Origin of the sequence: Collinsella sp. TM05-37 (assembly GCF_003436455.1) — a bacterium.
Lineage (GTDB): Bacteria > Actinomycetota > Coriobacteriia > Coriobacteriales > Coriobacteriaceae > Collinsella.
Genome location: NZ_QSPN01000025.1, coordinates 1 through 18,754, shown reverse-complemented (window position 1 = coordinate 18,754; position 18,754 = coordinate 1). Strand labels below are relative to the sequence as shown.

The window sequence follows — 18,754 nt, the reverse complement described above, 5'->3', positions numbered from 1 at the left end:
TTTGCCTCTTGACAATGTCCTGCTCATATTAAAAGGAACGTCCCCAACTGCCGGCTAAAGTTGCGGTGAAATAGGGACTGATTGAAGCTCTAAGACCGCCAAACAGTCCCTATTTCACCGCAACGTATGATGGGGAATTTTGGATGCTGGGTATAATCGTCGTATTGCATTGAAATGTGGCGAAAGGAGTGGCAATGTCTCGGTATTGCGCCTCGTGCGGCAAGCTTCTTGAAGATAATGCCAAGTTCTGCACCTCGTGCGGTGCACCCGTTGAGCAAACAGCCGCGAGCGATAGCCAGCCCGCTTTTGAGCAGACCGGCTCCCTTGATACGCCGCAAGCCAAGGCGGACGACCCCCTCGCCTATAGCCCCGACCCCGCCGCAAGGACCGAGGCCGTCGAGACCACGCAGCGCATACCCGTCGCGAGCGGCTCGCCCCAACAGCAGCCGGCTCCCGCATACGCGCCCGCTTCGCCACAGACCCCCGCTCCCAAAAAGAGCGGCACCGGGCCGCTTATCGCCGTTATCGTTGTGCTGGTGGCGATCATCATCGCCCTGGTCATCTTCTTTGCGATCAGACCGTTCGACAACGCCGCCACGCAGACGACTGCCGAGGTAGCTAAGCTGCACCATGACGTCGACGACGATGACCTAAAGCCTCTCGGCAATCCCAACAGCCTGTACGACGATGATGACGATGACGACGAGGATGGCGGCGAAGCAACGCTCTCCGAGCAGAACCTCTACCGTCGCCTGAGCGAATACTACGACCTGCTCGAAGATCTCGACAGCCAGGTCCGTGGCTGCGCGCAGAACTTCAACGGCAACTATCTGGAAGAGGATCGAACCACCCGTCAAAATCTCGCCGACGTCGCCGAGCGCACGGAGGACACCATCGAGCAGTATTACGACATCGTCGAGGACCTGGACGTCCCGACGAGCTCCAAGAACTACAGCTCCTGGAAGGATATCATCGCCCTGTACGACGACCTGGATCACCGCATTGACGCAATCTGTGATGCCTGGGAGATCAGCCTGAAATACGCCAAGCCTGCGGACCACAAGAATGAGATCGTGGCGCCGCTGTCGCGCGACAACGTGGCGGGCACCAATGACAATAAGTACCGCCTAGACTTTGAGGAGCGCTATCCCGGCGCTAAGCCTGTCGAGGTGAACTAGCGCTTTGTCGTTCCCGAGCCGGCAGTTAGGGACGTTCCTAAACTGCCGGCAGAAAAGGAACGTCCCTAACTGCCGGTCAAAAAAACGAGCGAGGATCGCGGGGTCCTCGCTCGTTTTTTTGGGCAATGTTTCGACTGCGCCGTTACTTGTCGGCGGCTGCTTTCTTGGCAGTCGACTTCTTCGCGGTCGTCTTCTTGGCGGCAGTGGCTTTCTTAGCCGTCGTCTTCTTTGCCGTGCTCGCCTTGGTTGTGGTCTTGCGACCGCGGGCGGGCTTCTTCTCCTTGGTCGGGCAGTCCATGTTGACGCAGATACGCCACGGACCGCGCGCCGTGTTGACCACCACGATGGGGGCGCCGCACTCGGGGCAGGTCTCGCCCGTCGCCTCGAGCTTGCCGCGCGCCGGCAGCGGATAGCTCACGCCGCAGTCATCGTAGTTGGTGCAGCGGATAAAGCGCTTGCCGCTCTTCTCGCTCTTGTGCGCGATCAGGTCGCCGTGACGTCCGGCCTCGGCACACACCTTGCACTCGCCCACCTTAAGGTCGGGCTCGTAGTTGGTGGGGCACGTGGGGTTCACGCAAATCTCGAAGGCCTTCTGGCGGAACGGCTGGCACTTAATGCGCGGCGCACCGCACTCGGGGCACACGGCCGCCTCGCCCTCGAGCGGGCTTACCTTGACGCCACTCGGCACCGGATAGGTCACATCGCAGTCGGGCCAGCCCATGCAGCCAATGAAGCTGCCGCGGGTCTTGGCGCTCGTCTTCATAACCAGGTCCTTGCCGCACTTGGGGCAGGTACCCACGCGCGCATCGGCCGTGACGGCGTCGCTGATGGCGTCGCCCAGTTCCTGCGTATGTTTGAGCAGCTCGTCGAGCACGCCGGCCAGCAGCGCGCGCGAGTGCGTCACGACATGTTCTTCGGTGTCCTCGCCGCGCTCCACACGGGTCATATCGCCATCGAGCTCGCTGGTCATATCGGGGCTCGTGATGCGCGGGGCAAACTGCGACAGTGCATCGATAATGGCAATACCCAGCTGGCTCGGCTCCACGGGATCGTTTTTGAGGTAGCGCACGGCGTACAGGCGCTCGATGATGCTCGCGCGCGTGGACTTGGTGCCCAGGCCGCGCTTCTCCATCTCCTGCACGAGCTTGCCCTGGCTGTAGCGCGCGGGCGGCTCGGTCTGCTTGGCCTCGAGCTTAATGTCGAACACGTCGACCGTATCACCCTGCTCCAGCGGCGGCATCTGCTCATCGCGCTTGAGTCCGTACGGATACGCCTCGCGGAAGCCCGGAGTCACGAGCACGTCGCCCGAGGCCACGAACGGCTCGCCGTTGACGTCGAGCTCGAGCTTGGTGTTCTCGATGGTCGCAGGACCCATAAGCGTCGCCAGGAAGCGGCGGGCGATGAGGTCGTAGAGCTTGCGCTGGCCGCCATCGAGCGTGGACGGATCGCCCTCGCCCGTGGGATAGATAGGCGGGTGGTCGGTGGTCTCAACCTTGCCGCGCGTGGGCTTCATGGGACCGGCGAGCACCTTTTTGCACACGGGCGCCAGCGCCGGGTTGATCTTTGCCAGGTCGCTTACCACGGCGCCCAGATCGAGCGTCGCGGGGTACACGGTGTTATCGACACGCGGGTAGCTGATGAGACCCGCCATGTAGAGGGACTCGGCGATGCGCATCGTACGCGCAGGCGAGATGCCCTCGGCCGCGGCGGCAGCCTGCAGCGAGGTCGTCGCGAACGGCGTGGGCGGCTGCTGCTTACGCGAACGCTTGGTCACCGCGGCAACGGTTGCCGTCGCAACGCCGTCAACATGGCCGTACGCCGTCACGGCAGCATCCTTGTCGGTAAAGCGCGCTGTCTTGTGCGCGATCTTAAAGCGATCGTCCTCGGCGGCACCCTGCGCGGCACCCATGCCGCGAATCTGCCAATAGTCCTCGGGCACAAACGCCATGCGCTCGCGCTCGCGCTCGACCACCAGGGCAAGCGTCGGTGTCTGCACGCGGCCGGCGGAGCGCACGTTGCCAAAGCCGCCAAACTTGGCGAGCGTCAGATAGCGCGTGAGCACCGCGCCCCAGATAAGGTCGATGTGCTGACGGCTCTCGCCGGCGTCGGCCAGGTTCTGGTCGAGCGAGACGAGATTATCGAAGGCGTGCGTGATCTCGGCCTTGGTAAACGAAGAATACTGGGCACGGGCGACCGGCAAGTCCGGCGCAACCTCGCGCACCTTGTTGAGGGCGTCCGAGCCGATCAGCTCGCCCTCGCGATCGAAGTCCGTAGCGATGATGACGCTGTCGGACTTTTTAGCAAGGTTCTTGAGCGAACGAATGAGTTCCTTCTCGGCCGGTAGCTTAATGACGGGCGCCCAGGTGAGATAGGGCAGGCTCTCGAGCTTCCAGCCCTTGATGGAAATGCCGTCGGCAAGGAACGGCTTGCGCTTGGTGTCGTAGGGCGGACGAGCCAGGCCATCGGGCATGTCGGCCGGCAGCATCTCGCCGTCCTCGGTAACCGAATACCAGCCCAGCTTTTTATCAAACAGCACGCTGTCGCAAAAATCGGGCGCGAGGATGTGACCGGCAAGACCGATCGTCACGCACTCCTCGCCTTTCCACTCAAAACGGTAGATGGCGGTGTTGTACACCTTGTCCTTTTTGGGCTTGCCCGTGGACAGCCGCTCGGCGATCTGACGCGCGGCGTCGTTTTTCTCGGCGATGATGAGCTTCAAAAGAGGCTCCTATCTCATGTCTCTGCGGCTGCGCCCGCGCTTATGGCGGCCGACTTACGCCCTTGCTTGCTCAATCTGCCCGATGAGCCAATCGCACCAGGCATCCATGCCCTCGCCCTTGCGCGCGCTCACGGCAAACCGCGGCGCTTGCGGATTGAGGTCATCGAGGGTCTTAGTATACCTATCCATGTCAAAATCGAAAGCCGGGGCCACGTCGACCTTGTTGAGCAGCTGCGCGCCGGCGTGTTGGAAGATGCCCGGGTACTTGATGGGCTTGTCGTCGCCCTCGGGCACCGAGAGGATCATGATGGACAGGTTCTCGCCCAGGTCAAAGTCGACTGGGCAGACCAGGTTACCCACGTTTTCGATAAAGATGACGTCGATGTTTTCCAGACCCACAGCTTGGTCGAACGCGTCAACGGCCTCCATGATCATGTTGCCCTCGAGGTGGCACAGGCCGCCCGTGTTGATCTGGATGGCGGGCATGCCGGCTTCCTTCATGGTGATGGCGTCGACGTCCGAGGCGATATCGCCCTCGATAACGGCACAGCGCAGGCTGGCTCTGTCACGCAGGCGCTCGTTGGTGCCCAGAATCGTGGTGGTCTTACCCGAGCCAGGGCTCGACAGCACATTGATCACGTAGGTGTCCGTCTGCTCAAACCGCTGACGCAGCTGATCTGCCAGGCGCTCGTTGCGCGACAGAATCGGCGACGCGATATCAATCGTTTTCTCGGCCATACTTAGCGCTCCTTACTTTGGCCCTTTTATACCCCATCGCTAGATGGCGAGCGTGCTAATCGTCGGGGGTCTCGATCTCGATACTTGCGATGTCGAGTTCGCGGCCATGCAGCAGACGCACGTTGGCACCGCCACATTGGGGACAACGGCAATGGAAACGGTCGTGCTCAAAGACCTCACCGCAGTCCAGACACTCGCTTTGTGGATGGACTTCCTCCACGGCAAGCTCGCAGCCGCGCGTGAGCGGGTCCTCGTCGCGAAACGTCTCCCACGCAAAGTCAAGCGCCTCGCGCACGACCTCGGTCATATCCCCGATACGCAGCGTTACCAAAACGGCGCGCGAGGCCCCCGCCCCACGCGCCGCGCGAATCACTGTATCGAGTATGCCGTTGACAATGCCAACCTCGTGCATACCGATTTACTCCTCGTCGTCCTCGTCGTCCGAGAACAGGTCCAGACGGCTCACGAACAGGCCCTCCTTGCCCTCGCGCGCGGTAATGACCACGCGAGCGATGGCGAGCGAAATCTCGTAGAGCGAGAGCAGGGCGCCATACATGAGACCCAGCGTAACGGGCGAGCCGTCGGGCGTAATCACAGCCGAGCCCACAAGCAGGCCTACGTACACGTAGCGCCAGGCGCTGCGGAAGGCCGCATAGGACACGATGTGAAAGACGGACAGATAGAAGATGATGAGCGGCAGCTCAAACGCCACACCAAAGCCGATCATAAAGAGCAGCTCCATGTTGACGTAGTTCTCCAGGTCGGGCAGCGCCGTAGCGACGGCCGAGGTCTCGCCGATGAGCCACTCAAAGCCCGCCGGGATGATGATGAAATAGCAGAAGATGGCACCCAGGAAGAACAGCACCGTCGAGGCGAGCACCGTGGGCACGACCCACTTGCGCTCGTTGGGGCGCAGCGCCGGCAGGAAAAATGCCAGGATCTGCCAGATGATCATGGGCGTGCACATGACCACGGCCATCTTGATGGCCAGCGAGAAGCGCAGGCCAAAGCCGCCGAGTGTGGTGGTGATGTAGAACTTACCGTCCGGCACAAACGAGCGGATGGGATCTTCCAGGATATCGAGCACCACGGGCGTGGCAAAGTACAGCACGATGGCGGCGGCAAACACCGACACGACCACGATGGTCAGGCGGCGACGGAGCTCTCCCAAGTGATCGAAGAGCGGCATACGAGCAGGTCCGATAGGCATTACTCATCGCCTCCCTTCGGGGCGTCGGCGGCAGCAGTCTCGGCAGCGTCCTCGGCCTCGAGTTCGCGAGCGAGCTGGTCGACGACGGCCTTGCGCTTGCGGGGACGACGGGCGTAGAGGTCAGCCGTCGTGGGCTCTGCCGGCTCGGGCTCGGGCTCTGCAGCAGGCTCGGGCTCGACGGCAGCAGCAGGCTCTGTACCCTCGGCCTCATCAACAGCGCCTTCGCCCTCAGCAGCACCCTCGCTTGCGGCCTTCTCGGCAGCAAGACGGGCGCGACGCTCGGCAAAGGTCTCCTTCTTGGCGGGCGCTGCCGTCTCGGCGGCATCCTCGTTCGCATCGGAATCGTCGTCGGTCGCAGCAGTCTTCTTGGGCTTGACCGGGGCCGACGCGGCCTCGCTCACCGGATCGATAATCTCGGACTGAACAACGGCCGTCATCTTTTCCTGCGTCTCGCGGAACTGACGGATGGCACGGCCGATCGTGCGGCCCATCTGCGGGAGCTTATCCGGGCCAAACAGCAAAAAGCCGAAGACCACGATGATCGCGAGCTCACCCTCTCCAATACCAAACACACATACCTCCAAGGCTCGATGTGAGTCGAGCCCGCACCGCGCCATTCGGCCGGAACTCGTCTATTCATTCGGTCAAGTATAGCGCCCGGACGCCAAAACGTCCGAGCGCATCACAAACATATGCCAAACGGCACGCCCTTTTGGGGGCAAAGATTATGCAGCGGTGATCGAAATCTCCTGGTCGACGCCCAACAGCTGAACCACGCGCATCACCGGGGGCTGCACGTTGACGCAGCTAAAACGCTTACCATGATCAGCTGCGTGGTGTGCGGCGCCCACAAGCACGCCAATGCCCGTCGAATCGATGTAGCTCACCTGGGCAAAATCGAGCTCAACGGCCTCAGTGGGCTGCTCGAGCGCCAGGTCGATGGCATTGCGCAGGCTATCGGCGTTAGAGATATCGATCTCACCGGTCACCTTAATGGTGTAGAGCTCTGGCGTGGGGTTGGTGGAAATACCCAAATCCATGTATACGCTCCTTTACGTATCGAAAGTGCGGATAGTACTAGGCGCGGACTTGCGGGGCCCTACGCGTTAGGCGCGCTCGGCACGCGCAAGCTCGGCAGCGACGAGCTTGACAGCCAGCACCAGCACATCGAGCGCAGCCTCCAGGTCCTCGACCGTGGGATAGCTCGGCGCGATGCGGATGTTGGTGTCGCGCGGATCCTTGCCATAAGGCCAGGTGGCACCAGCCGGCGTGAGCTTGACGCCCAGGTCGGCACAAAGCGCGGCGACCTTCTGGGCCGAGCCCTCGGGGCCATCGAAACTCACAAAGTAGCCGCCATGGGGATGCGTCCAAGTGGCGCAACCCGTGTTACCCAAGCCCTCGGTGAGTTTACGCTCAACGGCCTCAAAGCGCGGGCGCAGGAACTCGGCATGCTTTTTCATGTGCTCCTTGACCGCCTCGATGGTGGGAAGGAAGCGCACGTGACGCAGCTGGTTGAGCTTATCGGCGCTAATAAGACCGGCCTTCAGGCGCTTGGAGAACTCGGCGATGACCGCGGGGCTCGCACCGATAAAGCCGATGCCGGCGCCCGGAAAGGTGATCTTGGACGTCGAGGCAAAGGCCACCACGCGATCCTCGGTGCCCGCCGCGCGAGCGAGGTCAAAGATATTTGCGAGCTCGTCGGTCTCGTCGTACAGGTCGTGCACGCAGTAAGCGTTGTCCCAAAAGATGCGGAAATCGGGCGCGGCCGTGGGCATCTCGACCAGGCGGCGCACAGTGTCCTCGCTAAAGGTGATGCCCGTGGGGTTAGAATACTTGGGCACGCACCAGATGCCCTTGATGGAATCGTCGGCGGCAACCAGGCGCTCAACCTCGTCCATGTCGGGGCCATTGTCGGTCATCGCGACGGGGACGTTCTCGATGCCCAAGTCGGCGGTGATGCCAAAGTGGCGATCGTAGCCGGGAACGGGGCACAGGAACTTGACCTTCTTGCCGTCGTGCGCTGCCTCGTAAGCCTCCCAAGGGTCGCTGCCGCACGAGCCACAGCGCCAGAACATGCCGGCGATGTCGTGCTCAATCAGCAAACTCGACGAACCCAGCACGAGCGTCTGCTCGGCAGGGCAACCCAGGAACTCCCCCGCCAGCTTGCGTGCCGAGGGAATGCCCTCAAAGCAGCCGTAGTTGGAGCAGTCGACGTTGCCGTCGTGCAGATCGGCATCGGCATTGAGGATATCGAGCATGGGTCGAGAGATGTCCACCTGGGAGGGCGACGGCTTGCCGCGGGCCATATCGAGCGCCAGGCCCTTGGCCTTGACCTCGGCGACCTCGGCTTTGAGCGCCTCGATGGCGGCATCGAGTTCGGTGGTTTCCATCTTCTGGTAGATCGTCTGCATGGGGTGCGACCTTTCGCGAAGCGGTACGTTGCAGTTCGTCTAAGTATAGACCGCCATCGTCGCAACGTTATGAAGCCGTGATAGATTAAGTTCATCGCAATCAATTACGAATCGCCGCGCATGCCGGCGTGGGGCGCCCAAGGAGGCACTATGGAGTACGGATCGTTTCAGGCCGAGGAATTCGGCGACTTGCAGTGCCTGGTCGACGGACTGTTTTACGACCGCCACGCCATCGACCGCCTGGATCTGATCGTACAGGCCGAAATCTTGGACCTGGCGCCCGACCTCATGGAGATCGTGAATCTTTTGCCGCCCGGCTACTACGACCGCCAGTCACTTTGCGACCAGCTCAACTCCGCCTTGGCCGCCCACGGCTGGGGCGCCGTCTACGGAACGGTGGAATAAGCCTCGAGGCCGGCGATTTGGCCCGCTTCCCGACCTTGGCGAGGCTTGTTTTAGGGCTTGTGGCCAAAAAAGGGCAAATATGAGTACTGTTACCTTTTTAGTAGCAGCGATTCTTGGTCGAAATCGGCAAAACTCGACTTGAAACTTCCTAATCACCGTCAGCTAGCGCCAAATTGGAAGTCGATGGTCACTCATTAACGTACAGTTCTTATAACTTTGTTCATTATTTTCCGCACCTAAAATGATACGCCGTTTGTGACAGTACTCACAAACGGCGTTTTTTGACCACTGGCGTGTCTGGCAGGCGGCAAGCACCGCCCGAATCCGCATTTTGAACGCGCCCGAATCGGTTCTGGAGCCGGTTTTCGCGCTCTTACTCGTCTTTGGGCGAGGGATGCTTGCAGACCACGCTCATGTAGATCATGCCGAGCACGGCTGCGGTGACCGAACCGGCGAGAATAGCGGCCTTTGCGGCCAGGACCTCAAACTGGGCCGTCGGGAAGGCGAGGCCGCTGATGAGGATCGACATGGTAAAGCCGATACCGCCCAGAATGCCCACACCGGCAATCATGTGCCAGTTAACGTTATGCGGCAGCTCGCAGGCCTTAAGCTTAACCAGGGCAAACGTCATGCCAAAGATACCGATCGGCTTGCCCAGCAGCATGCCAAAGTACACGCCGAGCGTCACCGGGTCGGTGAGCAGCGTGCTCATGTCCACGCCCACTAAGCGAACCTGTGCGTTCACGAATGCAAAGATCGGCAGGATCACAAAGTTGACCGGCGTGGAAATCAGACGCTCCATGCGGATAAGCGGCGGGGTCACGCGGTGCATGACGCGCTCGACCTTGGTGGTCGAGACGGTAAAGTCATGCTGGCCCAGGATGTGCGCCTCGTCGTCGTAGCGGTCATCGAGCAACGGCAGGCACTCGCCCAGCCAATCGGTGAGGTTATCGAGCTTGACGCCGCACTTGGCCGGGATGGTGAAGGCCAGGATGACGCCGGCGAGCGTGGCATGTACGCCGCTCTTGAACATGCAGAACCACAACAGCAGACCCAGTACCGAATACGGAGCAAGACGGTAATGCTGCGTCTTGTTGAGCCACACGAGCGCGCAGGTCACAAGCGCGGCGGCGCCCAACCAAAACGGATTGGGGCTCTGACCGTAGAAGATGGCGATGGCGGCGATGGAGATGAGGTCGTCGGCGATGGCGAGCGTCGAGAAGAACACACGCACGCCGTTGGGCACGCGATTGCCCAAAAGCGATAGCACGCCCAGCGCAAAGGCAATATCGGTTGCCATGGGGATGGCCCAACCGTTGCGGGCGCCGGCATGGTTAAAGATCAGATAGATGCAGGCGGGAACGACGACGCCACCCACGGCCGCCAGCATGGGAAGCATGGCCTGGCGCGGGTTTTTAAGCTCGCCGACCGTCATCTCATACTTGAGCTCAATGCCCACCAACAAAAAGAAAATCGCCATGAGGAAGTCGTTGACGAAAAGCTCAACGGTGAGACCGGCCGTAAGGTTGCCCAGACCCACATACAGCGGAGTCTCCAAAAAGTGATGGATGGCCTCGTAGGCATCGGTATTGGCGCAGATGACGGCGGCGATGGCGGCGAAGACCATGACGGCGGCGGAAATCGTGCCGTTCTCGGCGATGCGCTCCCAAATGTCGTGACGTTCAAAGCGCTTGCGCTCACGAACGTTGAACAGCTGCTCAGTTGCTGCCATGGGCGGCTCCTTTCACGGGATGGCTCCCGTCTTAAAAAAGCACGGCCCGCCCAAGTGGCGGCGCCGCGCTCTAACGTATTACGCTTGCATCTAGCCTACCCTGCACGACAAGCACGCAGGCGTGGCCGAAAAGCGGAACCACAGGTTGAACATTATTTGCTCAACGGCACGGGCGCGCCTGTCCAAGAGACGACGCGGTGCCATGCACAAAAAACGACCGGAGCGCGGGGTGTCCGCGATCCGGTCGTGGCGTTTGGTCAACTAAACCTAGCAGGCGGCCATAATGGGGGCAGCGACCTGCTTCTTACGGGAGAGGACGCCCGGCATCCAGACGCCGTCGTGCTCGTCGGCAATGCCCAGGCCCTTTTGAGCAGCCTCGGTCTCGCCCTCGAGCAGGACCTGCGAGCCCTCCTCCATGATGTCGGTGATGCACAGGACGATGCCGTCGGCATCCTTCTCGGCGGCGTAGGCGCGCATGGCCTCGCGGATCTCGTCGATCATGCCGAGCGCACGGCTCTTATCGACGGTCTCGTACTGGCCGATGAGCAGCTTCTTGCCGGCAGGCTCGAACATCTTGATGTCGTTGCCGACCATCTCGGCAGCGGTGAAGGAGCCGGACGGACGGGTAAGGAAGACCTCCATGCCAAACTTGACCGGGTCGACGCCCACTTGCTCGCCGAGCTTGGCGGCGACGGCGCGGTCGACATCGGTGGTGGTGGGGCTCTTGAGCATGAGCGTGTCGGTCATCATGGCCGAGAGCAGCAGCTTGGCCTGGACGTCGGAAAGCTCAACGCCGAGCACGTCGGCGAGCTTGGTGACGATGGTGCAGCTGGAGCCCCAGGGCAGGCAGATGTAGTGCAGCGGGCCGGCGGTCTCGAAGTCGCCGATGCGGTGATGATCGACGACGCCAAAGACCGTAGCGTCCTTAAGGCCGGCGACGGACTGGGCGGACTCGTTGTGGTCGGTGAGGACGACGAGCTGACCGGCCTCGACGGACTCGATCACGCGGGGCTCGGCAATGCCGGCGTCGGCGAGCAGCTTGGCAGACTCTGCCGGAAGCTGACCAAGGGCGCAGGCCTCGTAGGTGTTGCCGGCATACTCAACCTGGTTGAGCAGCTGGGACAGGACGACGGCGCTCATGATGGCGTCGTTATCGGGATTCTGGTGACCAAAGACAAGAACGTTTGCCATGGATATCCTCCACTTGATATGTGTACTTGGACGTAGCTATGGTAGCACGCCGATGCCGAGCCTTCGCAGACGGAAGGGCCACGGCATATTTTGTGGCAGGCATGGGGGGCCAAGGCTGTCCCTTTCGCACCATGTTGGTGCAAAGTAACCTGTCCCCCTTGCACCAGCTATTTGCCGGCGGCGCGCAGGGCTACGTAGGCGGCACCGATGATGCCGGCGTCGTTGCCGAGCGAGGCGACCTTAATGGACGTCTCGCGCGAGGCAGAAAGCGCGTAGCGCTGGAAGTACTCGCGAGCCTTGTCGAGGTAGACATCGGCCGAAGCGGAGGCGCCACCGCCGATGAGGAACATCTCGGGATCGACCACGTTGGCAATAAGCGCCAGTGCGCGACCGAGATAGTCGGCCATGGTATCGGCCGCGGCCAACGCAAGCTTGTCGCCCTCGCGGCAGGCCTGGAACACGTCCTTGGAATCTGAGGGGCCGGTGAGCTCGATGGGCTCGACGCCTGCCTTCTCGCACTCGGCAAGGTAGTTGCTCACCACGCCGGTGGCGCTGGAATACTGCTCCAGGTGGCCATGGCCGCCGCAGCCGCAGGTGCGCTCCTCTTCGGGGTTCAGGCACATGTGGCCAATCTCGCCGCCGGCGCCCACAACGCCCGATACCACGTCGCCGTTAACGATAACGCCGCCGCCCACGCCGGTACCGATGGTGACCATCACCACGTTCTGCACGCCCTTGGCAGAGCCGAGCCAGGCCTCGCCCATGGCAGCGGCGTTGGCATCGTTCTCGTACTTAACGACCGCGTCGGGGCAGTGCTCCTGAATGGCGACCCTTAGCTCGGGCAGGTTGATGGCAATGTTGGCCTTGACCTTGGCATCGCCCGATGCCGGGATGGGGCACGGAACGGCCAGACCAATGCCCGCCACAAAGGCACGCGGAATCTGAGCCTTGGCGACCACCTGGTCGATAGCCTCGGTCACCGCGGCAAAGCCCGCGGCGTCAACGATAGGAGGCGTAGGCACGCTGGCCTTGGCCAGCAGGTTACCGTCCTCGTCGAACAGGCCCTCCTTAACCGAAGTGCCGCCGACGTCGATGCCGATGTAGTACTGCTTAGGTTCCATGGGAGCCAACCTTTCTCGTTTAAACATTGCCTGTATGGTACCGCTCCCCAGGCAAAAACCTGCCCAAAAGGGACAGGTTTGTTTTGGCAGGTTTTATCTGGGAAAACACGAAGGCCCGCCCAACAGGTCGCGCAGCCCTTCGCCAAATACAAAGGCGCCGGGAGACGGAAAACTCCCAGCGCCCGTGAAAGGGACTGAATTGTCTGGTGAACCGCACACTCCATCGCGGCGATAACGCCGACTAGGCCTTAAGCGCCTGCAGCAGCTTGTGGACCTCGATGAGCTCCGTGGCCATGACGCGCATGGTCTCGGTGCCGGCCATCTGGTCCTCGGCATGCAGCAGAATCAGCGGGGCTTCGCCGTTACGCTCGCCGTTGGCCTCCTTTTTGAGGAGCCCCATATGGACATCGTGTCCACCGTTGTAAGCCTCGTCGCCCTGCTTGATAAGTTCCTCGGCGGCGTCAAAATCGCCCTCCTTGGCCTCTTGCACGGCATTGATATACATGCTCTTAGCGGTGCCGACGTAGCTGATGATCTCGAAGCAGGTCATCTGCAGCTCATTCATATCCTCCATGTGCTGCACCTAGCCCATCACACTGACGCAGTGGTCGATGATGCCGGCGGCGTTCATACGGCCGTAATCGACCATGTTGATGACCTCGACCGGAAAACGACCGGCGGCCTCCTTCTCAAAATCGCCCTTGGTGTAGCCAATCTGCGGACCGAGCAGCAAGATGTCGCACTCGTCCAGGTGATCGTGAGCCTCGTTCATGGGACGAGCCTCGACCTCGATGTCCAGACCGCGGTTCGCGACCTCAGTCTGCATCTTCTGGACCAGCAGACTCGTGGACATGCCGGCATTGCAGCAAAGCATGATCTTCTTCATGGTTTCCTCCTTATAACTGCGCGGCGCGCAGACGACAACTGGTTTTATTCCTTGTGGTTACTGTACCCACCCCCTGTGCCTCAACACAAGAGGAGAGCCGCGGACACCGGCACCGCGTACCGGCGCCCGCAACGGTGAAAGGGAGAACGACGTTTAAGCGTTCTGCTCGGCAAGGGCCTCCTGCTTGGCGATGGCCTTCTCGGAGATCCTCATAAAGGGCAGGTAGACAGCCATGCCGATGACAAGCTCGAGCGCCTGCCACACGCCAGCGCGCCAGTCAAAGCCCGTAGCAAGCAGAGCGTTGATGACGGGAGGCATGGTCCAAGGCACCTGGGCAATGCAGGGGCTGATGATGCCTGCGCAGGTCAGACCATAGGTGATGCCGATGAACAGGTCGGGAAGGAGCACGAACGGAATCATGAGCGGCAGGTTGTACACGATGGGGTAACCATAGATAACCGGCTCGTTGATGTTAAACAGGCCAGGAACGAGAGCCATCTTGGAAACGGTCTTGGAAGCCTTGTTCTTGGAGAACAGGAGGGTATCGAGCAGGAGCATGAGGGTGCAGCCCGAGCCGCCGATAAGGGCAAAGCTGTTGACGATCTGCATGTTCATGTAGTGGTCGGGCTGGATGGTGCCACCGGCGGCAAAGGTAGCCATGTTGTCGACGATGAGCATGGTCAGGATCGGCTCGACGGTAGCGCCAGAGATGGTGGACTGGTGAATACCGACGCAGAACAGCAGGTTCGCAAGGGTGTAGATGAGGATAACAGCCCACGGACCGGCGTTCATGATGCTCTTAAGCGGGTTGGAGATGCACGTGGAGATGATGGTGCACAGATCGGTACCGGCAAACACGGCGAGCAGGGCCGCGGCAACAGCGAAGATCGAAAGGTTGAGCAGCATCGGGATCATGACGTTAAAGGAGTTGGAGACCGCGGGAGGCACGCCCTCGCCCAGCTTGACCTTAAGCTTCTCGACGCCGGAGATCTTGATGAAGAGCGTAACGGAGAGCAGGGCGATGATAATAGCCGCGAACAGACCGTTGGTACCGGTGTTGGCAGTCGAAAGGGCGCCCGTGACCTCGGCAGAAGTGATCTTGTCGGTGAGCAGCGGGCTCGTGGCGGCAAGCGTGGCGGTGATCTGCTGCGGCATCATGATGACGAAAGCGGAGATGGCGACGACCATGCAGGCAAGCGGGTTATCGAAGCGCTCGTTCTTAGCGAGGCTGTAGCCAATCAGTCCTGCCAAGATAATGGCAGAGACGTTGAGGGTGCCCAGCGTAATTGCCGAACCCCAGGTCTGAAGGTTGGCAAGGCCCGCCGCATCGAGCGGGAACAGGGGGAACACAACATTGTTAATAAGAACCGCGATACCCGCAAGGATATAGAGCGGCGTGATGGTTGCGAAGGCATCGCGCAGGGAACGCAGGTGAACCTGGTTTCCCACCTTCGCAGAGACCTCGGCAAATTTGTCGAGGAAGCTCTTTCCGTTTTCACTGGCCATGATTGCTCCTAACTATCAAATCCGGCCTTTTCCTATGCGCACGGTGGTCTGTCGCCCTTTGCCACCAGATGTGCCATGTTTTGCGCGCGGCGGCGCGCGGTCTGGGCGTTCGCCTGGTCGCTAGTCAACCACGTGGGTCGTTGCGACCTGCTTGAGCCAAGCTGCCGACTTCTTAAGGCGGCGCTTGTAACCGTCCATGAGATCGACCTCGACAAATCCGTAACGGTTCTTAAAGGCATTGGCCCAAGACCAGTTGTCGATGACGGCCCAATAATGGTATCCGCGGCATTTGGCGCCCTCGGCGATTGCCTTGGCGACCCACTCCAGGTGCTGGCGCACAAAGTCGACGCGGTAGTCATCCTGGATGGTCCCTTCGGCGTCACGATTCTTGTATTCGTCCATGATGCCGATACCGTTCTCGGATACAAACCACTCAAGATCGGGGTAATTCTTAGCGCAGTCCATGCCAAAGTCGTAGAGACCCTGCGGGTAGATCTCCCAGCCGCGGCTCTCGTTCATAACGGCGTCGGGCCACACGTACTCGTCGGCAAAGTGCGGCAGACCGTACTGGTCGATCTTGCTCGCCGGAGCCTGAACGCGCGTAGGGTGGTAGTAGTTGCAACCGAGCCAGTCGACAACACCCTGCTTGAGGATCTCTTGGTCGCCGGCACGGAACGGGAGTTTAACGCCGCCCTCGGCCAAGCTGTCGAGCACGTCGGCGGGAAGCTCGCCCTTGGTAATAAGGTCGAGCCACCAGCGATTGTTGATACCGCTGGTCATGCGCACGGCCTCGAGGTCCGCCTCACTGGGGTTCTCCTTGGTGTAGACCGGGGTAAAGCAGTTGATCATGCCGATCTTGGCATCGGCGCGAACGGCTCCCTCGTCATAGGCGCGGCGATAGTTGGCCACGGCCAGCGCGTGCGCCAGCGAGATGTGATACTGAACGGTGCGAGCGCGGTTATAGTCATGGAGCTGCGGGAACCACACGCCCTCCTGGTAGCGCTGCTCGGGCTCGACGATGGGCTCGTTAAAGGTGAACCAGTACTTAATCTCCTGGCCAAACTCGCGGAAGGCAACGTCGGCGTAATGGGCGTAAGCCTCGACGACCTCACGGCTCTCCCAACCGCCGCGGTCAAAGAGGTAGGTGGGCATGTCAAAGTGGTACAGGTTGACGAACGGCTCCAGGCCGGCCTCGCGAGAGGCGCGGAACAGCTCGTGATACCACGCGGCGCCCTCCTCATTAAGGTTGCCGTTAGCATCGAGCAGGCGACTCCACTGGATGGAGGTGCGATAAGTATCCAGGCCCAAGTCCTTCAAAATGCGAAGGTCCTCCTGGTACTTGGCCATAAAGTCATTGCCGGCATAAGAGCCAACGCGGTTATAGAACGAATCCAGATCCTGGATGGACCAGGTGTCCCACAGGTTCTCGAGCTTGCCGCCCTGGTTCCATTGGCCCTCAGTCTGCGGGCCGGACATAGCGGCGCCAAAGAAGAAGTCGCCGGGCAGCTGATACTGTGCCATCGAAGTCCTCGCTTTCGTGTTCTAGAGCTTCCGGTTGGAGACGGGTTTGCCTTGGCAGGTTATCCGGCGCGGGCGCGCACCGGTTATCTGGGTATCCAACCCGCCAAAACAAAACCGTCCCCAAACGGTCGGTCCTACCGAGCGGCAGGGTTCCGTTTGTTGGCTACAACTATAGCGCTCTAATTTTATAAGTAAAGCGTCTTTTTCTTTTTTCTTTCTCGAACTTCTTAGATAGGAGTTATATGGATGCCTCGCAGAGGGTTATACTTACTTATGCATTTATGTATGTCGGAAAGGGGGTTCCATGATTCCCAAATACGAGGCAATAGCTGCAGATATCCGCCGAAGCATCGAGGACGGTGCTCTTAAGCCGGGCGACAAGTTGCCCACCGTCGTCGAGTTCTGCGAGCTCTATAGCGTTTCTAAAATCACCGTCAAACGAGCGATTGAGCAGATTACCGAGGAAGGTCTTATTACCAGTCGGCGCGGATCGGGCACCTACGTCAAGGACACGGCGGGGCTTCCCGGCAAGGCGTTTTTCCAGGGCAAGAACGACCGTGCCCAGGGCTTTTCGTATGAGCACCGCGGGGAGAAGGTGACCTCGGTGGTCTACGATTTCTCGATTGTCAATCCACCGGCGGACGTCGCTGCCCAGCTGGGAATTGCCGAGGACGACTTTGCCTACCACATCGTGCGCGTGCGCCAGGTCGACGAGAAGCCCATCGTTATCGAGTACACCTATATGCCCCTCGAGCTGATCCCGGGCCTTAAAAAGAAGGACCTGTACGGATCGATCTATAGCTTCATCCGCGAGCAGTGCGGGCTGAAGATTTCGAGCTTCCACCGCACCATCCGTGCCGTGGCGGCAACCGAGGAAGAGGCTGAGCGCCTGGACACCAAACCCGGCTCTCCCCTGCTCGAGCTCAACCAGATTGGCTTTTTGGATAGCGGCACCGCCTTTGAGCATTCGATCTCGCGCAACGTTGGTGACCGCTTTGAGCTGCACAACGTAACGTTGGCATAGGTTTTTGTAGTCATGCGGGCGCTCGTTACGGCTCGTTTAGAGTGGGCGGCCGCGCAACACCATGGGGGTATGAACATGTCCGATTTGATTAAACTGACGCCGATCTTTCACGAGAAGATCTGGGGCGGCCGCCAGCTCGAAACCGTATTTGGTTATGACATTCCCGAGGGTCCCATCGGTGAGTGCTGGGCCATCTCGGCACACCCCAACGGCGACTGCCAGATCGCTGAGGGCCCGTACGCCGGTCACACGCTGTCATGGCTGTGGGCCGAGCACCGCGAGCTCTTTGGCAACTGCGAGGGCAAGGAGTTCCCGCTGCTCATTAAGATTCTGGACGCCAAGGACGACCTTTCGATCCAGATCCATCCCAACGACGAGTACGCCGCCGAGCACGAGAACGGCAGCCTGGGCAAAACCGAGTGCTGGTATGTGCTGGACTGCGAGCCCGGCGCCACAATCATCGTCGGCCAGCGCGCCAAGGACCGCGCCGAGGCTGCACAGATGATCGAAGACGGCCGCTGGGACGACATGCTCAACGTGCTGCCGATCCACAAGGGCGACTTTTTCCAGATTGATTCCGGTACCGTCCACGCCATCAAGACCGGCACGCTCATTTTGGAGACGCAGCAGTCGAGCGACGTGACGTATCGCCTGTACGACTACGACCGTCCCGGCACCGACGGCAAACTGCGTCCCCTGCACATTGAGCAGAGTCTCGACTGCATCGACTTTGATTCTCAGGCCCCGACCGACGGCACCGTGACCGCGCCCGAAGTCGACGGCGTGACCGAACTCGAGTCCAACCCCTGCTACACCGTCGATCGCGTGCGCGTCAACGGCAGCAAGACCCTCGACCAGCGCTGGCCTTTCATGTGCCTGTCGGTCATCGACGGCGAAGGCACCGTCTGCGGCGACCCCGTCCACAAGGGAAGCCACCTGCTGGCCCCCAGCACCGTGGAGTCCATTGACCTCGAAGGCAAGATGGAACTGATCATCTCGCACCTGTAAGCTACCGATTCCCAAGCGCTCGCCGGGATGGGCGCGGGGTTTGGTCGCCTGCTCGGGCAGTCCTGCTCGCACGGAGAGCACATTAAGTGCTCTCCGGCTCGTGC

18 protein-coding genes are annotated in these 18,754 nt (G+C 60.7%); 4 read left to right on the top strand and 14 right to left on the bottom strand.

Annotated features, from left to right (window positions below; all coding sequences use genetic code 11):
• Positions 1 to 194 precede the first annotated feature (194 nt).
• Positions 195 to 1,178: a zinc-ribbon domain-containing protein gene (locus DXD48_RS09655; protein ID WP_117565016.1), complete on the top strand. Its 984-nt coding sequence runs from the start codon at positions 195 to 197 to the stop codon at positions 1,176 to 1,178.
• 142 nt (positions 1,179 to 1,320) lie between these two features.
• On the opposite strand, the gene DXD48_RS09650 is transcribed toward DXD48_RS09655, so the two are convergent.
• The 7 genes from DXD48_RS09650 to DXD48_RS09620 all read right to left on the bottom strand — a co-directional run bounded on the left by DXD48_RS09650 (position 1,321) and on the right by DXD48_RS09620 (position 8,256).
• A complete protein-coding gene (locus DXD48_RS09650) occupies positions 1,321 to 3,897 on the bottom strand; it encodes a DNA topoisomerase I (protein WP_117565015.1) in 2,577 nt (858 codons plus the stop codon).
• Positions 3,898 to 3,951: 54 nt separating this feature from the next.
• Entirely contained in the window at positions 3,952 to 4,635 is a 684-nt protein-coding gene (gene hypB, locus DXD48_RS09645; protein WP_117565014.1) for a hydrogenase nickel incorporation protein HypB, read from the bottom strand.
• A 55-nt stretch (positions 4,636 to 4,690) separates the two neighbouring features.
• On the bottom strand, positions 4,691 to 5,047 hold the full coding sequence (gene hypA / locus DXD48_RS09640; RefSeq protein WP_117565013.1) for a hydrogenase maturation nickel metallochaperone HypA: 357 nt from the start codon (positions 5,045 to 5,047) through the stop codon (positions 4,691 to 4,693).
• 6 nt (positions 5,048 to 5,053) lie between these two features.
• Positions 5,054 to 5,845: a twin-arginine translocase subunit TatC gene (gene tatC, locus DXD48_RS09635; RefSeq protein ID WP_055285525.1), complete on the bottom strand. Its 792-nt coding sequence runs from the start codon at positions 5,843 to 5,845 to the stop codon at positions 5,054 to 5,056.
• Complete coding sequence (locus DXD48_RS09630) at positions 5,845 to 6,417, bottom strand: twin-arginine translocase TatA/TatE family subunit (RefSeq protein WP_158548978.1); 573 nt, start codon at positions 6,415 to 6,417, stop codon at positions 5,845 to 5,847. Before DXD48_RS09630 ends, tatC begins: the two co-directional genes overlap by 1 nt.
• A gap of 153 nt (positions 6,418 to 6,570) precedes the next feature.
• The gene (locus DXD48_RS09625) at positions 6,571 to 6,885 is read right to left on the bottom strand and encodes an STAS domain-containing protein (protein WP_089572422.1); all 315 of its coding nucleotides are present in this window, start codon (positions 6,883 to 6,885) and stop codon (positions 6,571 to 6,573) included.
• A gap of 66 nt (positions 6,886 to 6,951) precedes the next feature.
• Positions 6,952 to 8,256 carry an aminotransferase class I/II-fold pyridoxal phosphate-dependent enzyme gene (locus DXD48_RS09620; protein WP_117565011.1) on the bottom strand — a complete coding sequence of 435 codons (1,305 nt, stop codon included), beginning with the start codon at positions 8,254 to 8,256 and terminating at the stop codon, positions 6,952 to 6,954.
• A 150-nt stretch (positions 8,257 to 8,406) separates the two neighbouring features.
• Between DXD48_RS09620 and DXD48_RS09615 the strand changes: the two genes are divergently transcribed.
• Positions 8,407 to 8,661, top strand: coding sequence for a hypothetical protein (locus tag DXD48_RS09615; RefSeq protein WP_117565010.1), 255 nt, complete (start codon positions 8,407 to 8,409; stop codon positions 8,659 to 8,661).
• A 373-nt stretch (positions 8,662 to 9,034) separates the two neighbouring features.
• Here DXD48_RS09615 and nhaA read toward each other — a convergent pair whose 3' ends face one another.
• The 7 genes from nhaA to DXD48_RS09580 all read right to left on the bottom strand — a co-directional run bounded on the left by nhaA (position 9,035) and on the right by DXD48_RS09580 (position 16,618).
• Positions 9,035 to 10,393: a Na+/H+ antiporter NhaA gene (gene nhaA / locus DXD48_RS09610; protein ID WP_117565009.1), complete on the bottom strand. Its 1,359-nt coding sequence runs from the start codon at positions 10,391 to 10,393 to the stop codon at positions 9,035 to 9,037.
• A 267-nt stretch (positions 10,394 to 10,660) separates the two neighbouring features.
• Entirely contained in the window at positions 10,661 to 11,584 is a 924-nt protein-coding gene (locus DXD48_RS09605; RefSeq protein ID WP_117565008.1) for a manganese-dependent inorganic pyrophosphatase, read from the bottom strand.
• Between the two features lie 167 nt (positions 11,585 to 11,751).
• The gene (locus DXD48_RS09600) at positions 11,752 to 12,705 is read right to left on the bottom strand and encodes an ROK family protein (protein WP_233514987.1); all 954 of its coding nucleotides are present in this window, start codon (positions 12,703 to 12,705) and stop codon (positions 11,752 to 11,754) included.
• A gap of 241 nt (positions 12,706 to 12,946) precedes the next feature.
• Positions 12,947 to 13,279, bottom strand: a complete 333-nt coding sequence (locus tag DXD48_RS09595) for a PTS lactose/cellobiose transporter subunit IIA (protein WP_199407944.1) — start codon at positions 13,277 to 13,279, stop codon at positions 12,947 to 12,949.
• 9 nt (positions 13,280 to 13,288) lie between these two features.
• Entirely contained in the window at positions 13,289 to 13,591 is a 303-nt protein-coding gene (locus DXD48_RS09590; RefSeq protein ID WP_117565006.1) for a PTS sugar transporter subunit IIB, read from the bottom strand.
• Between the two features lie 153 nt (positions 13,592 to 13,744).
• A complete protein-coding gene (locus tag DXD48_RS09585; RefSeq protein WP_117565005.1) occupies positions 13,745 to 15,097 on the bottom strand; it encodes a PTS sugar transporter subunit IIC in 1,353 nt (450 codons plus the stop codon).
• A 120-nt stretch (positions 15,098 to 15,217) separates the two neighbouring features.
• On the bottom strand, positions 15,218 to 16,618 hold the full coding sequence (locus tag DXD48_RS09580) for a glycoside hydrolase family 1 protein (RefSeq protein WP_117565004.1): 1,401 nt from the start codon (positions 16,616 to 16,618) through the stop codon (positions 15,218 to 15,220).
• 304 nt (positions 16,619 to 16,922) lie between these two features.
• Between DXD48_RS09580 and DXD48_RS09575 the strand changes: the two genes are divergently transcribed.
• Both DXD48_RS09575 and manA read left to right on the top strand, forming a co-directional pair.
• Positions 16,923 to 17,642 (top strand): GntR family transcriptional regulator, encoded by a 720-nt coding sequence (locus DXD48_RS09575; RefSeq protein WP_117565003.1) that lies wholly within the window; start codon positions 16,923 to 16,925, stop codon positions 17,640 to 17,642.
• A gap of 75 nt (positions 17,643 to 17,717) precedes the next feature.
• Positions 17,718 to 18,650 carry a mannose-6-phosphate isomerase, class I gene (gene manA, locus DXD48_RS09570; protein WP_370446306.1) on the top strand — a complete coding sequence of 311 codons (933 nt, stop codon included), beginning with the start codon at positions 17,718 to 17,720 and terminating at the stop codon, positions 18,648 to 18,650.
• Positions 18,651 to 18,754 lie beyond the last annotated feature (104 nt).

Excerpts from the sequence above, each read along its gene's own strand:
- DXD48_RS09615 (WP_117565010.1), top strand. The coding sequence starts at position 8,407 with ATGGAGTACGGATCGTTTCAGGCCGAGGAATTCGGCGACTTGCAGTGC.
- hypA (WP_117565013.1), bottom strand. The coding sequence starts at position 5,047 with ATGCACGAGGTTGGCATTGTCAACGGCATACTCGATACAGTGATTCGC.
- DXD48_RS09620 (WP_117565011.1), bottom strand. The coding sequence starts at position 8,256 with ATGCAGACGATCTACCAGAAGATGGAAACCACCGAACTCGATGCCGCC.
- DXD48_RS09605 (WP_117565008.1), bottom strand. The coding sequence starts at position 11,584 with ATGGCAAACGTTCTTGTCTTTGGTCACCAGAATCCCGATAACGACGCC.
- nhaA (WP_117565009.1), bottom strand. The coding sequence starts at position 10,393 with ATGGCAGCAACTGAGCAGCTGTTCAACGTTCGTGAGCGCAAGCGCTTT.
- DXD48_RS09600 (WP_233514987.1), bottom strand. The coding sequence starts at position 12,705 with ATGGAACCTAAGCAGTACTACATCGGCATCGACGTCGGCGGCACTTCG.
- DXD48_RS09655 (WP_117565016.1), top strand. The coding sequence starts at position 195 with ATGTCTCGGTATTGCGCCTCGTGCGGCAAGCTTCTTGAAGATAATGCC.
- DXD48_RS09595 (WP_199407944.1), bottom strand. The coding sequence starts at position 13,279 with ATGGAGGATATGAATGAGCTGCAGATGACCTGCTTCGAGATCATCAGC.
- DXD48_RS09575 (WP_117565003.1), top strand. The coding sequence starts at position 16,923 with ATGATTCCCAAATACGAGGCAATAGCTGCAGATATCCGCCGAAGCATC.
- tatC (WP_055285525.1), bottom strand. The coding sequence starts at position 5,845 with ATGCCTATCGGACCTGCTCGTATGCCGCTCTTCGATCACTTGGGAGAG.
- DXD48_RS09580 (WP_117565004.1), bottom strand. The coding sequence starts at position 16,618 with ATGGCACAGTATCAGCTGCCCGGCGACTTCTTCTTTGGCGCCGCTATG.
- DXD48_RS09625 (WP_089572422.1), bottom strand. The coding sequence starts at position 6,885 with ATGGATTTGGGTATTTCCACCAACCCCACGCCAGAGCTCTACACCATT.
- manA (WP_370446306.1), top strand. The coding sequence starts at position 17,718 with ATGTCCGATTTGATTAAACTGACGCCGATCTTTCACGAGAAGATCTGG.
- DXD48_RS09585 (WP_117565005.1), bottom strand. The coding sequence starts at position 15,097 with ATGGCCAGTGAAAACGGAAAGAGCTTCCTCGACAAATTTGCCGAGGTC.
- hypB (WP_117565014.1), bottom strand. The coding sequence starts at position 4,635 with ATGGCCGAGAAAACGATTGATATCGCGTCGCCGATTCTGTCGCGCAAC.
- DXD48_RS09590 (WP_117565006.1), bottom strand. The coding sequence starts at position 13,591 with ATGAAGAAGATCATGCTTTGCTGCAATGCCGGCATGTCCACGAGTCTG.